The sequence below is a fragment of the Chryseobacterium sp. G0162 genome, from assembly GCF_003815715.1.
In the GTDB taxonomy this organism is placed as follows: Bacteria; Bacteroidota; Bacteroidia; order Flavobacteriales; family Weeksellaceae; genus Chryseobacterium.
On record NZ_CP033922.1, the window covers coordinates 5,008,609 to 5,024,131 of the forward strand.

The following is a 15,523-nucleotide window of genomic DNA, read 5'->3' on the forward strand; positions in this document are numbered from 1 at the left end:
CATTGGATTTTGAGACGATATATTTTACCTGATCCAAAAAAGAAGCAGATCTCCAAAACTTTAGTTCTTTCCTAAGATTTTGTGAACGAATACTTCTCCCTCTTCATGGTAATTGTTGAGTTTTATCTTTCCTTTAAAAATTTGAAAATAATATTGTGCATGATTTCCTGTTTTTCAGGTTTTGGCTTCTGTATCAAATGAGTACAGAAGCTCTTCATTAATATTCATACAGCTTATTCCCTTTATATCTATATAGATTTTAATAGAAAAAAACAGTAAAATTTAGTATTGGAAAGTGTTTCTTAATATAAGATTTTACGATTTTCAATTTTCAGGATCTTATCTCTTTCCATGTGTTTGATCGTTCTTATAGCCGTCTCTACACAAAGGCCTGTAAGGCTTGCCATCTGTTGCCTCGTTAATGGGATCATAAAAGAATAAGGACTTTCATCATCCTGAAAACTCTTAAGGTAATCCATCAGTCCTTTCAATCTGATAGTTGGATTTTGTGAGGAAATATTGAGCATCATAACGAATTTATAATAAATACGTTGTGATAAAAAACGGGTAACTTCCATACATAACTTGGGAGAAGTACTTAATAAATTGAAAAATGCAGATTTATCAAGCCGTAAAACACTACATTCAGTTATGGCTTCTGCATTCATAGGATAAGGCTTATTGATAAATAGAATAGATTCTCCGCAACTCTGCCCATCTGATAAAAAATTTTGTATAAATTCCTTCCCTTCTTCATTGTAATTATTCAGCTTTACTTCGCCTGTAATGATCTGATAATAATAGTTAGGGGTATCTCCTTCACAGAAGATATTTTCCGTGGGTTTATAGTCTCTTACTTCGGCTCCCGCTGATTGTAAAATATTTTCGTTAATAACCATAATAGCTTTTTTAATGTTGTTTTCTTCTTCTCGTCTTAGTAAAATATCATTGGGAATCCTTAAGTATATGCAAATATTGAGCCTTGATTATTAAAAAATACGTTAATTTAAGTTAAAAACATTATTTAATTTATCATCAAAATACTTTATTGTTTAACGATTTTCACTTATTCATATTTATTATTAATTTATTTTTTAAAAGCGAAAAAGAATGTTTTCTATAAAAATTATAAAGACAATAAAACCCGTTTTCATAAAATAGAAAACGGGTTTTTAAATCTATGTAGTGAGTTTTATTTTTTTACAGTTTTTTTCTTTGTCGCCTTCACAGTATCTTTTAATGTTTGATGGGAGACGCTGTCTGCAGTATGCATTGAGTCTGATGGAACCGGTACGGGCATAGGTTGAGCAGAAGCATTGGTATCTGCTTTTATGGTGTCTGCGATAAGAGGGCTCTCAGTATGGGGCTTTTTTTTGCAGCTCACTACGACAAGGCCTGTAATGATGAATAATAAGGTGAATTTCATAATAATATATTTTGTAGTATGGTTTACCAAAAGTAGACTATTATGAAACCGTTTGTTTATGACTTAAGTCATAATGCTTTATTTTTGATTATTTCGCAAATTTCTTGGTTCCGGCAACGCAGAGAATAACTCCAACAGTAATGCCCAGCATTCCTATACTTACCTGCTCATGAAGCAAATATGCCGCTAAAGCAAGTCCAAAAAACGGCTGTAATAGCTGAAGCTGCCCTACTGTGGTAATTCCACCCTGTGCCAGTCCTTTATACCAGAATATAAACCCAATAAACATACTGAAAAGAGAAATATAACCTAAGCCAAACCACCCTCTAAAGCTTATGGATGCTACATTGGATGGAAAATAAATAAAAAATAAAGGAAGCATAACAGGCAGAGATAAAACAAGTGCCCATGAAATAACCTGCCATCCTCCTAATGTTTTAGAAAGCTTAGCACCTTCTGCATACCCCATTCCACATAGAATAATGGCAAGAAGCATCAGAATATCGCCGATCGGAGAAGCTGAAATTCCCTGCGAAAACGCATAGCCAATTACTAAAAGACTTCCGATTACAGAAAAAATCCAGAATACAGGATGTGGCTTTTCTCCACCACGAAAAACCCCAAAAATAGCAGTAGCTAATGGGAGCATTCCCAAAAACACAATAGAATGCGCAGAGGTAAGATATTGCAATGCCAATGAGGAAAGCAATGGAAATCCTATCACACAGCCTATAGCCACAAGGGCTAGAGGAAATAACTGATTTTTTGCAGGTCGTTTTTCTTTATAGATCAACAATACTGAAAGGGCCAGTACTCCGGCAATTACTGCACGTGCAATTGTTGCGAATATAGGATTCATTTCCATGACTGCAAGCTTAGTAGCTGGCATAGAACCACTAAAAAGCAATACCCCTATAAAACCATTGATCCAACCGCTTACAGCTTGGTCTTTTGAAATTGTATCTGTCATCATTTTGATAAGCTTTAATTATTTAGGTCAAAATTAAAAAGGATAATTCGACAAACACAGTATCAGTTTTGTATATTTGCATGAGCACAGTTAAAAAATATGAGTAAAGAATTCTTATACACAGAAATTGCAGACGGTATTGCCTATCAGATTCGAAATGGAGTACTAAAAGCAGGAGATAAACTTCCTTCTGTACGAATGCTATGCAATGAACATAAGGTAAGTATGAACACCGCAAAACGTGTTTTCCTTGAACTTGAATCTCAATCCCTCGTAGAATCGAAACCACAATCCGGATATTTTGTAAGCCAATTATTATCTGTAAAGCTTCCATTGCCAGCAGTAAGCCGTCCTTCTTTGATTGCCAATAATGACGAACCTGATGAATTGATCAGTAAGGTTTATGAAAATATGGGCAAAAAAGACATTACCTTCTTTTCTATTGGAATTCCTTCCGGAGATCTTCTTCCCCAGGCCAAACTGAAAAAAGAGATTGTACATGCCATAAGAGAATTAAAAGAAGGTGGAACAGAATATGAAGAACTGCAGGGAAATCTGAAACTCAGAAGAATGATTGCTGTACGCTCATTACAATGGAGCGGAAATCTTAATGAAAATGACTTGGTAACTACAAATGGCGGGATGAATGCTTTATCCTTCTGTTTAATGGCTCTGGGAAAGCCAGGTGATACCATTGCTATTGAAAGTCCGTGTTATCCGGGAATTTTACAATTGGCAAATGGATTAGGATTAAAAGTACTTGAACTTCCTACTCATCCTACTACAGGGATAGAAATTGATGCTCTAAAGAAATTAATTCCAAAAATTGATTTGTGTCTTTTAATTCCCAATTTTAATTCTCCCTTGGGAAGTTGTATGCCTGACGGAAATAAGAAAGAGATTGTAAAAATTCTGTCAGAAAATAATATTCCATTAATTGAGGATGATGTGTATGGAGATCTATATTTTGGCTCCAGCCGTCCGAAATGCTGTAAATCTTTTGATAAGGATGGAAATGTACTGTATTGCAGCTCCATTTCAAAAACATTGGCTCCAGGATACCGTGTAGGTTGGATTGCTCCTGGAAAATATAAAGATAAAATATTAAAACTTAAGCTTTTACATTCTACCTCCTCCATTTCGATTGTGAATGAAGCGGTAGCCAATTTCATGAAATCCGGAAGGTACGAAAAGCATCTTCAGCAGCTTAGAAAAACGTTACAGAGTAATTATCAGAATTATGTACAAACCATCGCTGAATATTTTCCCGAAGGCACCAAAACCAGCCGTCCACAGGGAGGATTATCTTTATGGGTAGAATTTGATAAGAAAATCCGAACCACAGAACTTTATGATCTTGCCATCAAACAGAATATCAGTATTGCACCCGGAAGAATGTTTACTTTCCAGGAGCAATTTGAAAATTGTTTAAGACTTTGTATCGGGCTTCCATGGTCAGAAGATACGCAGGCAAAACTAAAACAGGTCGGACAACTGGCCAAAAGGATTTATTTAAGATAAGAAACACAGAAATTGAAGTTTTAAGAATATCTTAAGTCAGTCTTATTGACATTGCAATGATGAAGAATAATTTAACAATGCAGTTAAAGTTATTTTGTTCTCAATAGAACTTCCTGCCTCCAGCCTTTTTTTATTTATTGTCAGGTACGAAATTCTTTCTTGCCAGTTCTTTCCTTACACGGCTTAAGCTTTCAGGAGTAATACCAAGATAAGAAGCAATCATCCATTGAGGAACTCTAAGAAGCAGATCCGGGTACATTTTAATAAACTTCATATACCTTTCCTCTGCAGTCTCTCCCAGCAAGGAATTAATCCTATTCTGAAGACTTCTGATATGTTTCTGAAGCAGAAAATCACTACGTTCAATGCTGTTAGGGAATTGTTCTACCAGTTTATTGAAGAAATCAGGATGTAAAAACAAAACTTCCGAATCTTCTACCGCTTCTATATAGTAATTGGATTTTTCATTAAAATAAAGACTGCTTCGGTCAGAAATCAGCCAGCTTTCAGGAGCAAACTGTATAATATGCTCCTTTCCATTCTTATCAATGGAGTACATTTTCAAAAGACCTTTTTCTACAAAGAATATATGCCTGCATATTTCGCCGTACTGAAGAAGAAATTGATTTTTAGGAATCTTTTTTACTTCATAATGCAGGCTGCAGGTATTCACACTTTGAAGGGGAACGTTTAAAACTTTGGCTAAATAATTATTAATATTCTTCATTATATGATTTGGCTTAAAGAAATGTCCTGGTGCGAAGCGCTGTTAACGGGCTTTCCGTTTTCGATAACAATCAGCTGCGGACTTTCATGTCTTATCCCAAAATCCTCAGCAATTTTATTTGAAAGAGGGCGGTAAGCCAATAGATCAAGGTAATATACTTCTATCTTATCTTCTGAATTTTCAATCTCCTTTTCAAAGTTTCTCAATACAGTCTTGCTGATAAAACAGCTAGTTGAATGTTTAAATATAGCTATTTTATGCTGATAAGAACTCTCAATGGCTTTTGTCAGGTCTTCTTCAGACGTTATATTCTTCCAGAAAGATTTTTGATCAGAGGGTTGATTATTTCCACCGAATATTTTATCAAAAAAACTCATACATTAAATTGTTTTAAGTGATGATCAAGATGTTTATATTCTAAAAATTCCCAGTCTTTTTCAGTCATGTTACCGAATAATCTGTGGCTGTCCGGAAGTTTTTTGTTTTCACAGGCTTCCCGGAATTCTTCCAGCGTCTTCAGCAGATTGGTTTTTGATTCATCAAAATCACACTCAAAATTAACGATTAGTTTTTGAAAAGTAGGCATGTTTCTGGGAATTCCGTTATTGAAAACATACATTTCTATTTTTGTAACGATTCCTATTGTCTCAAACAGAAGATTAATGCGTGGAAGTTCAATTTTCTTCAGAGCCACCTGAAGAACTAGATCACAGTGCATTAGCATTTGACAAACATCCATTTTCCCCCATTTTCTTTGGCTGTCTGTAGATAATCTGGAAATTCTGTCTGTAATTTCCTTAAAGTATATGGGATGAGCTAAATATTTTTTTACCAACCTTTTTCTTTCTTCAGATTTTCAATATGGGCGAAATGATGGTCACAATGCCAGACATATAATGCAAGATTATCCCTTAAATTGTAATTTCTGTTGTGTTCAGGATGATGAAAAGTTCTTTCAAACTGTTTATTGGTAAGACTTTTAAGAAGCACAGTCCATCGTTGGTGCGTTCCCTTTATCATTCTCATAGCCGGTTTTATGGGCATCTCAATACTATCCTGAAGTTCAGCCCACTTGGCTTCATCATAAGGTTTAATCGTTGGGTTATCTTCAGTAAGAGCTAGCTTAAAGCGGATAAAGCTGTTCGTATGGCTGTCAGCAATATGATTAACAAGCTGTCTTACGGTCCATCCCCCTTCTCTGTAAGGCGTATCAAGTTGTTCATCTGTAAAATGTTCAATGAGATTCTTAAGTTTTCCGGGAAAGTCTTTAATTGCTTTAATATAAATATCTAAAGTGGTATCACAGATATTTTCAGGGGCTTCAAACTGTCCTATAGGAAATTTTTTGTTTGAGAGATCACTCATTGCTCAGGTTTTAATTTTTAATTAGTATCGATTGGTCTATTCCTTCAATTTAAGGCAAACCTTTATCTGATTCTGTAAATTTATTAAAATTCAAGAAATTTGAATATGAAAAAAATGTTAATTGTAATGATTATATATGAAATACAAAAAAGCTCCAATTATATACAATTGGAGCTTTTATTTTAATTTATATTTTAGTAACCATGTAAATCAATTCCCTCTGTTCTCTCTAAGGTTACTTTTTTACCCATTTTCTTTTGAATGACCCTGAAATGCTGCAATTCATCATCCGTCAAAATATTAATAGCAACACCCTTTTCATTGGCACGACCTGTTCTACCAATACGGTGAATGTAATCCAAAGGTGAGCGTGGCAGTTCATAATTGATAACACAAGGTAAATAATCGATATGGATTCCACGACCTATTAAATCTGTAGCCACCAATATTTGTGCTCCATTGGATTTAAATTCTTCTAAATTATTTTTTCGGGCACCCTGAGATTTCTGGCTGTGAATAGCAACCGCTTTAATTTTATTCTTTTTAAGTTTTTCCACTAAATTATCCGCAGATCTCGTGGACGAAACAAATATCAAGGCTTTTTCAACTTTCTTTTCTTTAATTAAATACCTTAAAAAAGGACCCTTGTTTTCCGGAGAAACATGATAAGCAAATTGCTCGATATTGTCAATTTCAACTTCTTCTTTTTTAATTTCAATAATCGTAGGGTGAATAGATAAACGTTCTTTCATTTCAGAAACTTTATCATTTAAAGTCGCTGAGAATAAAGTAGTTTGTTTCACTACAGGCATTAAAGCAAAAAGCTTATTCATTTCTTCGCCAAAGCCTAACTGAAACATCTTATCCGCTTCATCAATGACTAAATGCTGAATTTCTGAAATACTCAATGCATTATGGTCAATCAAATCCAGTAAACGTCCGGGAGTTGCGATAAGAACTTCAACCCCAAACATTCCTTTCATCTGAGGATTGATAGAAACTCCTCCATAAACAGCCATAGTACGGATTTCACGTTTCAGATTTTCCGTAAATGCCCTGAAAACCTCATCAATCTGAATGGCTAATTCACGGGTAGGCACCAATATTAACACCTGAATATTTCGTCCTTTTTTAGCTTCTGTATTTTGTAATTTTTCTAAAATCGGCATCACAAAACAAGCTGTTTTTCCGGAACCTGTCTGTGCAATTCCCATCAGATCTTTCCCTTGTAAAATAACAGGTACGGCTTGTTCCTGGATTGGGAAAGGTTTTAAATACCCAAGTTTTTTAACGGAACGAATAATATTGTGTGATAATCCTAACGATTCAAATGACATAAAAACTATTTATTTGCTGCAAAGATACGCTAAAAGGCTGGAAGCTGGGTGATGGAAAAAGGAAGTAATGATGATATAAAAAACAATAATACTCCTTATTAAAGGAACAGTTAGTAATTGCAAAACAAAAAGTAACTTCCAGCTTCTCTCCTTTTAACTTTTTTATTGCCGATTTGTCCGATAATTTGGTTTTGGACAAATTTTTGCCAATTAGTTTTGTAAATTTATCAAAAATTCGAGAAATCAAAATATGAAAAAAGCATTAATAATAGTCGATGTACAGAATGATTTTTGTGAAGGCGGAGCATTAGCAGTACCGGGAGCCAATGAGATTATTCCTTATATCAACCTTCTGATGGATGAAAATGAATATGACCAGATTATTTTAACTCAAGACTGGCATCCCGTAGGACATAAAAGCTTTGCAAGCAGTAACGGACGTAAAGTAGGAGAAAGTATTATTCTAAATGGTGTACCCCAATTTATGTGGCCGGATCATTGTGTACAGGGAACTTTCGGTGCTGAATTCCATAAAGACTTAAACCAAAGCAAGGTTACCCATATCATACAAAAAGGAAAAAACCTTGAAATTGATAGCTATAGTGGCTTTCAGGACAACAATCATTTCATGAAAACCGGATTGGATGATTTCTTGAAATACCATGATATTCAGTTAGTGGAAATTGCAGGACTGGCGATGGATTATTGTGTAAAATTCACAGCTCAGGATGCTGTAGCCAATGGATATATCACTTGTCTTCATTTTAATGGAACCAAAGCTGTCAATGTAAAGCCTGATAATGGCAGAGATGCAATCTATGAAATGATTGAAAAAGGAGTAACCGTACTTGGATAAAATAATAATGATATCCTGAAAAGGATCAAAAAAACAGCACTAATGATGGTGCTGTTTTTTTTTGATATAAATATATTACTTCCCATTCAGGATAGCTAATTCTGACAGAAAATCTTTAGATTCAATATTTCCAACTGCAAATTCATGCTCCAATAGTTTGATTTTTTCGGTTTGGGTATAAGGACGGTTATAGATTGTTGTTAATCTGTTTTCTTCATCATTATGAAGCTCAAGAACATGTTTTAAATCACGAAAAGCGCTGTAATATCTGACCCCCAATATTCTTTGTGACAAAGCATTAAAATGAATATTGTCAGCATTGGCCGTAAGTCCTTTTGCCGTAACAAAATAACTGTTGGCATGTGCTTTTGCAAAGTCTTCCAATTCGTGATTAATTAAAGCGTATGAAGCAAAATATTTCCCAAAGATCCCATTAGGTAGAAAGTCTCCTAAACCACCTATCATAAGAGGAATTTCTGGAACATTTAATTCCTGACGTAATGTTTTAATTATTACAGCAAATTTTTCACTATATATCTCAGCTTTTTCCGGAGAGCAATCATTTTCACCCTGATGCCATAAGATTCCGGAAAGCCGACTTGTTCGTTGTGCAAGTTTAGCCTGTGATATCGCATTTTCAAATAAAGCACTCCCTACAACCCAGTCATCAAGGCTGGTTCCACCATCAGCGCATGGAATCAATCCTATCTCATCTTCCGGGTTATCGAGCCTCCAGGATGCAGCAAATGAAGCGGCAAGTCCCACACCGGAACTGGGACGGTCAAAATTAATAGGTTCGGACATGATTTGCCATAATCCGTTTCTTTGCATTTTAATATGCTCATCATAAATAGACGGGACTTCTTTAAAATACCCACGACCAGCCATATTCGACTGACCTATCATTAAAAAGGAATGTATCATTTTTTATTTATTTGTATACCAATACTTCTGCTGAATGAATACCAGGCCAGTTTTTTTACTTCATTTTGAGCAATATCTCCAGATCTGAACGCCATAATCGTTGCCGTGATCACACTGGTAAAAAGAATTCTTATCCAGGGTAAAGGAAACCGGTCATCTATCACCTTCTGTTTTTGTAATTTCTGAATAGCATCAAACAACTGATCTCTTCTTTTAAAATAAGCTGCACTTTGCTCACTTTCGTATCGTGTTGAAGAGGATGTATCATTATCATTCAGTTTAATGAGAAAAGCATACTTTGTTCCGCTGTCAATTCCGGCATATAATAGATGTTCAAGTTGTACTAAGGGATCTTCAGAGCTGTTACAAGCTTTAATAGCTGCCAACTCCCATGCCTCCATCATATTTTTATTGCATGCTTCCAGTAATTCATTTCGGCTTTTAAAATATCGGTGAAGTGTTCTTCTATTAAAACCGCAATGTATTGCTATATCCTCCAATGTTGCCGAAAAATCATCGTTTAAAACTGATATCGCTGCTTCAATAATTTTCTGCTGAGTATTCATAAATTCTTTATTGACCCAAAATTACGACAAATGTCTCAAAAATGAGACATTTTATTTTAAATAAGAAAAAAGTTCAAACAAGTGGAGCATTTTATTCGATTAATAAGACAAAAAAGCGCAGAGATAAATCTCTACGCTTTTTATTTACAATACCTTAAAATTATTTTAAAGCATTTTAAGATTGTTTACTTCCAGATCTGAAAGAATTCTCCAGTGTCCTCTCTTAATGTTTTTCTTCGTTAATCCGGCAAACATTACTCTGTCTAAAGATTCTACCTCGTATCCTAATCTTTGGAAAATTCTTCTGATAACACGGTTCCATCCAATGTGGATCTCAATACCGATTTCATTTTTAGGCTTACCATCAATGTACGAAATCTGATCTACTACTGCTACTCCTTCATCAAGACGAATTCCTTCTGCGATAAGACGTAAATCTTCACCAGTCAGTTTCTTATCCAACGTTACATGATAGATTTTCTTAGCATCAAAAGATGGATGCGTCAGTTTCTTAGTCATGTGTCCGTCATTAGTCAATAAGATAACTCCTGTAGTAGAACGGTCTAATCTTCCCACTGGGAAAAGTCTGTAAGGAGAAGCATTCGCTACAAGATCCATTACTGTTTTTCTTGCTTTATCGTCCTTAGTGGTAGAAATATACCCTTTTGGTTTGTTCAGAAGTACATATACTGGTTTTTCCGGTGTAATACTTTGTCCGTCAAAAACTACTCTGTCAGTTTTCTGTACCTGATATCCCATTTCAGTTACTACTTTTCCGTTTACCTCTACAAGCCCTTGAGTGATAAGCTCATCAGCTTCTCTTCTGCTGCATATTCCGGAATTAGCAATATACTTATTAAGACGGATGCTGTCTTTATGAATGTCTTTATCAATCTTGTTCAGCCTTCTTTTCTGTACAAAAGATCTTGTTTTATCATCATTTCTATCCTCTCCATTAGCAGAAGGTCTTCTACCATATTTCAGGCTTCCTCTTTCATACTTATCTCTTGTGTCAAAGCTTTTACCCCCTCTTTTAGGTCTTCCAAAAGATTTCTTTTCGTAGCTTTCACTTTTATTCGTGATATAAGCTCTACTTTCAGATTTTGATTCAGAATCATCACTTGAGCTATTAAATCTCTCAGTATTTTTCTTAAACGGTTTCTTTTCAAATCTTGAGTTGGATCCTGAATGTTCGGGACCTTTTCTTCCTCCGTCTTTAGAGAAAGGTTTTTTAAAAGGTTTTGATCCTGAAGAATTTCCAGATCTGGAAGCACGAGAATCATCAGAACTTTTCTTGGTTGAAATTCTTGGTCTCTTTGGTCTGTCTGAATTATTATTATCTCTGCTCATTCTAAAAATTTCTGCAAAGATAGTAATTTAGTTACGAGTTAAAAATTAAGAATCATAACTTTGCAGAATAGTTTACATTTTAACCATACATATTTTCGAAGATGATAACAATATTAAACGATAATTTTTCTCAACTCAACGATTTTCTTCATGAGAAAACATTCAGTAAAATTTTTATTTTGGTGGATGAAAATACTCATGAATACTGCCTTCCCGTTCTGTTAGGTAATATGGAAACAGATCTTGGGTTTGAAATTCTGGAGATTGAAGCTGGAGAAGAAATGAAGAATATCCAGACGGCCAATCAGCTTTGGGAAATTCTTACAGAAATGCAGGCAGACCGAAAAGCATTAGTTATTAATTTGGGTGGCGGTGTTATAACAGATATGGGAGGTTTTGTAGCATCTACCTATAAAAGAGGAATCCAGTTCATTAATATCCCCACTACCCTTTTATCTATGTGTGATGCCTCTATTGGTGGGAAAACAGGAATTGATCTGATGCATTATAAAAATATGGTGGGAACATTTGCTTTCCCGGAGCAAATTTTTATTTATCCTAAATTTTTGGAAACATTACCTTTTAAAGAATTAAGAAGTGGATTTGCAGAAATGCTTAAACACGGTCTGATTGCAGACAAAGCTCATTGGAATCAGCTGATCCAGATTAACAAACTTGATGTAGAGGCCGTTTCTCCTTATATACAGAATTCTATGGATATCAAACAGGATGTTGTAGAAAAAGATTTCCATGAAAGTAATATCAGAAAAACGTTGAATTTCGGACATACAATAGGGCATGCTGTAGAAAGCCTTTGTTTACAACAAGGAAATCCTATTCTTCATGGAGAGGCTGTTGCCATGGGAATGATTAGTGAAGCTCACCTGGCATTTCTTGAAAACCTTATTTCAGAAGAAGATTCAACAATGATCATTGAAAACATCCAGCGTTACTATCCTTATTTAGATATCAGTGATTTTAAAGATGAAGATATTACAGCTTTATTATTAAATGATAAAAAGAACGTGGACAGTAAAATTAATTTTTCTCTGCTTACAGGAATCGGATCATGTAATTATGATCACCAGTGCAGTCAAAAAAATATCCTGAAAGCTATTCATTTTTACAGAAAATTGAATGATCTTTAAATCATCCTTTCTTTGGTTTAACGAATAATGATGGATAATAGACCTTAAAACACAAAGAGCCTGATTGTAAATGGTCAGGCTTTTTTTATTAATGATGGTCAGGATGATTTATTTCAACAAGGAAGATTCCAGATGTTTTAAACGCTCTTCAAAAACAGACTGTTTATGCTGCATTTCTATATTCGAATTTCTCAATGCTTCATTTTCATTTTCTAATGTTTCAATCTTTTTTGCGAGTTCCTGAGTTGCAGAGATATTCAACATAGACAAAGCATCATAGTCTACAGTTCTCACATCAGATACTTCAGTTCCGTAAACAAATAGTTTTCCTTTAAGGTTTTTATCTGCTAACTTCACTGTGATACTATTAGGAGTACTGTCCTGTATTTCTAAAATAATTTCTCCGGTTTCATCATATATTTTAAGAAATTTGTCCTCTTTATCAATAACAATAGGCCTTTCAAAAATAAAAACTCCGCCATTTTGTTTTGCCAACTGATAAATATTAGGAATAAAAGTTTTTAAGCCACTTCTGCTGACTGCTTGCGGATATACATTCTCTACCTCCTGAGCAATCACCTTTTTAAACTTCTGTTTACCATAGACCAATTCATCTTTCATGAAATAATTGGTAATACTAAGCTTTTTTAAGAGTTCCAAATCCTCTGCACCCTCTGACTTTCCGATGATATTTTTAATTCTTTTATCTGAAAAAAGAGAGGTTTGTGCTACACTCAATTTTCCTACCGATATAATGTTTCCATCCGCATAAATAGAAGTGTTGGAATTGAAAGTACCTATATCATTGGTGTAATTAGAATAAGTAGTTAACGTTCCGTCGAAAGAGCCTGAATCCGGACTTATTCCATAATAAGTAAGGCTTGATGCCGCCAAAGGCCATACAGTAGTTTTTAACCTAATGTCCAATGGAAATTTTGGAGTATTTGTTCCAATGCCGATATTCCCATTCTGGTCAATATTGATTCTTCTGTTGCCGTCACCATCTGCAATGATGATGTTATTCGAAAGTGAAGCCGGTAACCCGCTGACATTAGCTCCGATAATGGTATTTGATTTTCCGGAAACAAGTCCGGCTGCCGCCCGGAAGCCAATAAAAGTATTATAATTATTTACAGAATTTAAATTATATCCAGCTGATCCACCAATCGCTGTATTTCCTCTTCCACCAGGCATCATTCGGAAAGAGTCTCCTCCAATTCCTATATTATCGTCTCCTGAAATAAGCTCACGAAGAGAACTAGCTCCAATACCAACATTGCCTATCGTACTTTTAGCAGAAAAGAGTGAAAAATAGCCGTTGGCAACATTATTATTTCCATCCAGATTCGAATATAAAGCTCGGTATCCATACCCGGTATTTTGTATCCCCGATTTGTTACTACTCAATACATCTGATCCTATGGCAGTATTCATGCTGCCTGTGGTATTTGAAATTAAATTATTCACACCTACCGCAGTATTGTTAAGTCCTGCTGTATTAGCTGTCAGGCTATTAACTCCAAAGATGGTATTCGTGGTATTTAAGACCCCGGATACAATATTATTTCTTTTAAAAATAACATCTACATTATCAGAAGTCCCTATAAAATTAATTCCGTTTACCATACCCGAGTTCCCCGTCAGGCTCCATCCTGTCATCACAATGGGAGTTAAGTCATCCAACACTTTCGTCCATCGTCCAGCACTGGCACTCCAATAATAATATCCTGGAAGAACACCGTTTACAGCAGCTGTATTATAAATCATTAAAGAATTGGCAGGTGATGGTATTGTAGTAGTATCTGAGTTTCCAGTTAATGCGATCCTTGGAATTAATATTCCTTTATTAGAACCCACGGCATCTAATACAGAGGATGGATTAGGTGTTACCGTATTGATCCCAATCTGAGCTTGTAAGTTATTTTCAAAAAAAAGAAGTAACAGCAGCAATGTGCATTTTTTCATGTTGTAAAGGTTAATGAGTTCTTACAAAATTCTATGAGATGTTTTGTAAGAGTATCAGGTTATCATTGTAAAAGAAATACAAAATTAGTAAAGCAAAATGGTTTGGTAATGCTCTTTTGCAGAAATTTGGGTTTATATAACTGTCTTCCAATAAGATTGTAATTTGAAAGAAAGTCTCATTTTATCAAATGATGCTAATGCTTAACAAAATAGGGAATCAAAAAACAGCTGGTAAGATCCAAAAGACATCCTTGAATCTATTAATTCTTGTAAAAATTCATATGATTCACCAAAGAATTTTGCTCCTTAAGTCAATTTTTCAACTCTTTTTTTGGTAAGGTTTTTAATTTAGCCTCATTCTAAACAAATGTTTAATTAAATATCTAAAGTATTATTAATCAATTATTTAAATCAAAACAAAATATAGAAAACAACTGTTTTTTTATTGATTTTAACCAGTGAAAATATTTTTTGGCAAGCAATTTGAAAGATCTCCAGCGTTCAACAGAAATGTGAACAAGTAGTAAAATTTAAAATTAAGAAAGAGTAAAATTAAAAATTTAAAGTTATGAAAAAGTTAATTTTAGGATTAGCAGTAACTGCAGGAACATTAGCGTTCGCTCAACAAACAACTTCTTCTAATCCGGTAACATTTGGGGTAAAAGGAGGAATGAACGTTTCTTCACTTTCAAAAGACAATGGGTTAGATGACCAAAAATCTAAAATCGGATTCAATGCTGGTGTATTTGCCAACATTCCGGTAGCAAGCTCATTCAGCGTACAACCAGAGGTATTATACTCGCAGTATGGTGATAAAATCGACTATACTTTAGCAGGTACAAAATATTCATCTTCAAGAAAGCTAGATTATATTACAGTACCGGTAATGTTCCAGTATAATGCACTCCCTAACCTTTATTTAGAAGCAGGACCAGAATTTGGTTTCATGGTAAGCGCTAAAAACAAATTCAAGAACGAATCTAACGGGAACTCCTCTACATCAGACAACTACAAAGATAATTTTAATACATTCAACTTTGGTATTGGCTTAGGTGCAGGATATTATTTCACTCCTAATCTGGGAATCACTGCAAGATATGTTGCAGGTTTAACAGATATTGCTAAAAACAGACCTAGTGGATCTGATGCAACAAGAAATAATGTATTCCAGGTAGGATTAGCTTATAAATTTAAATAAGCTTCTTAAACATTCAGTAACAAATTTTATATTCAATAAAAGATCAGATTAAATTTTAATCTGGTCTTTTTTTATTACAATCTTAAATTGTGTTAATGAAATATAGTTTTTTTATTAGTGTAATTCTTTACAATTTAATGGCCAATACTCTATTATAAAGACAAATAAAG

General features: G+C 34.5%; 16 protein-coding genes. 4 read left to right on the forward strand and 12 right to left on the reverse strand.

Annotated features, from left to right (window positions below):
• Positions 1–302: 302 nt before the first annotated feature.
• The 3 genes from EG344_RS22440 to EG344_RS22450 all read right to left on the reverse strand — a co-directional run bounded on the left by EG344_RS22440 (position 303) and on the right by EG344_RS22450 (position 2,399).
• Positions 303–899 (reverse strand): Crp/Fnr family transcriptional regulator, encoded by a 597-nt coding sequence (locus tag EG344_RS22440; RefSeq protein WP_123911515.1) that lies wholly within the window; start codon positions 897–899, stop codon positions 303–305.
• Positions 900–1,192: 293 nt separating this feature from the next.
• On the reverse strand, positions 1,193–1,426 hold the full coding sequence (locus EG344_RS22445; RefSeq protein WP_123911516.1) for a hypothetical protein: 234 nt from the start codon (positions 1,424–1,426) through the stop codon (positions 1,193–1,195).
• 88 nt (positions 1,427–1,514) lie between these two features.
• Positions 1,515–2,399 carry a DMT family transporter gene (locus tag EG344_RS22450; RefSeq protein WP_123911517.1) on the reverse strand — a complete coding sequence of 295 codons (885 nt, stop codon included), beginning with the start codon at positions 2,397–2,399 and terminating at the stop codon, positions 1,515–1,517.
• A gap of 96 nt (positions 2,400–2,495) precedes the next feature.
• Here EG344_RS22450 and EG344_RS22455 point away from each other — a divergent pair, with 96 nt between their 5' ends.
• Positions 2,496–3,917 carry a PLP-dependent aminotransferase family protein gene (locus EG344_RS22455; protein ID WP_123911518.1) on the forward strand — a complete coding sequence of 474 codons (1,422 nt, stop codon included), beginning with the start codon at positions 2,496–2,498 and terminating at the stop codon, positions 3,915–3,917.
• Positions 3,918–4,047: 130 nt separating this feature from the next.
• Here EG344_RS22455 and EG344_RS22460 read toward each other — a convergent pair whose 3' ends face one another.
• The 5 genes from EG344_RS22460 to EG344_RS22480 form a co-directional block, all read right to left on the reverse strand.
• Positions 4,048–4,644 (reverse strand): Crp/Fnr family transcriptional regulator, encoded by a 597-nt coding sequence (locus EG344_RS22460; RefSeq protein WP_066693650.1) that lies wholly within the window; start codon positions 4,642–4,644, stop codon positions 4,048–4,050.
• Positions 4,644–5,021, reverse strand: coding sequence for a bacillithiol system redox-active protein YtxJ (gene ytxJ, locus EG344_RS22465; RefSeq protein ID WP_123911519.1), 378 nt, complete (start codon positions 5,019–5,021; stop codon positions 4,644–4,646). Before ytxJ ends, EG344_RS22460 begins: the two co-directional genes overlap by 1 nt.
• Positions 5,018–5,479 carry a DUF1569 domain-containing protein gene (locus EG344_RS22470; protein ID WP_228412802.1) on the reverse strand — a complete coding sequence of 154 codons (462 nt, stop codon included), beginning with the start codon at positions 5,477–5,479 and terminating at the stop codon, positions 5,018–5,020. The genes ytxJ and EG344_RS22470 overlap by 4 nt, the downstream gene beginning before the upstream one ends.
• On the reverse strand, positions 5,473–6,009 hold the full coding sequence (locus tag EG344_RS22475) for a YfiT family bacillithiol transferase (protein ID WP_123911520.1): 537 nt from the start codon (positions 6,007–6,009) through the stop codon (positions 5,473–5,475). Before EG344_RS22475 ends, EG344_RS22470 begins: the two co-directional genes overlap by 7 nt.
• A gap of 194 nt (positions 6,010–6,203) precedes the next feature.
• Positions 6,204–7,346, reverse strand: coding sequence for a DEAD/DEAH box helicase (locus tag EG344_RS22480; RefSeq protein WP_123911521.1), 1,143 nt, complete (start codon positions 7,344–7,346; stop codon positions 6,204–6,206).
• Between the two features lie 250 nt (positions 7,347–7,596).
• Between EG344_RS22480 and pncA the strand changes: the two genes are divergently transcribed.
• Positions 7,597–8,202 carry a bifunctional nicotinamidase/pyrazinamidase gene (pncA, locus tag EG344_RS22485; RefSeq protein WP_123911522.1) on the forward strand — a complete coding sequence of 202 codons (606 nt, stop codon included), beginning with the start codon at positions 7,597–7,599 and terminating at the stop codon, positions 8,200–8,202.
• Positions 8,203–8,277: 75 nt separating this feature from the next.
• Here pncA and EG344_RS22490 read toward each other — a convergent pair whose 3' ends face one another.
• The 3 genes from EG344_RS22490 to EG344_RS22500 form a co-directional block, all read right to left on the reverse strand.
• Positions 8,278–9,126: a sialate O-acetylesterase gene (locus EG344_RS22490; RefSeq protein WP_123911523.1), complete on the reverse strand. Its 849-nt coding sequence runs from the start codon at positions 9,124–9,126 to the stop codon at positions 8,278–8,280.
• Positions 9,123–9,692, reverse strand: coding sequence for a TetR/AcrR family transcriptional regulator (locus EG344_RS22495; protein ID WP_123911524.1), 570 nt, complete (start codon positions 9,690–9,692; stop codon positions 9,123–9,125). Before EG344_RS22495 ends, EG344_RS22490 begins: the two co-directional genes overlap by 4 nt.
• A gap of 165 nt (positions 9,693–9,857) precedes the next feature.
• Complete coding sequence (locus EG344_RS22500; RefSeq protein WP_123911525.1) at positions 9,858–11,042, reverse strand: pseudouridine synthase; 1,185 nt, start codon at positions 11,040–11,042, stop codon at positions 9,858–9,860.
• Between the two features lie 101 nt (positions 11,043–11,143).
• Here EG344_RS22500 and aroB point away from each other — a divergent pair, with 101 nt between their 5' ends.
• Positions 11,144–12,190, forward strand: coding sequence for a 3-dehydroquinate synthase (gene aroB / locus EG344_RS22505; protein ID WP_123911526.1), 1,047 nt, complete (start codon positions 11,144–11,146; stop codon positions 12,188–12,190).
• 108 nt (positions 12,191–12,298) lie between these two features.
• Here aroB and EG344_RS22510 read toward each other — a convergent pair whose 3' ends face one another.
• Positions 12,299–14,155, reverse strand: coding sequence for a tail fiber domain-containing protein (locus EG344_RS22510; protein ID WP_123911527.1), 1,857 nt, complete (start codon positions 14,153–14,155; stop codon positions 12,299–12,301).
• A gap of 568 nt (positions 14,156–14,723) precedes the next feature.
• On the opposite strand from EG344_RS22510, the gene EG344_RS22515 reads away from it, so the two are divergent.
• The gene (locus tag EG344_RS22515) at positions 14,724–15,353 is read left to right on the forward strand and encodes a porin family protein (RefSeq protein WP_123855822.1); all 630 of its coding nucleotides are present in this window, start codon (positions 14,724–14,726) and stop codon (positions 15,351–15,353) included.
• Positions 15,354–15,523 lie beyond the last annotated feature (170 nt).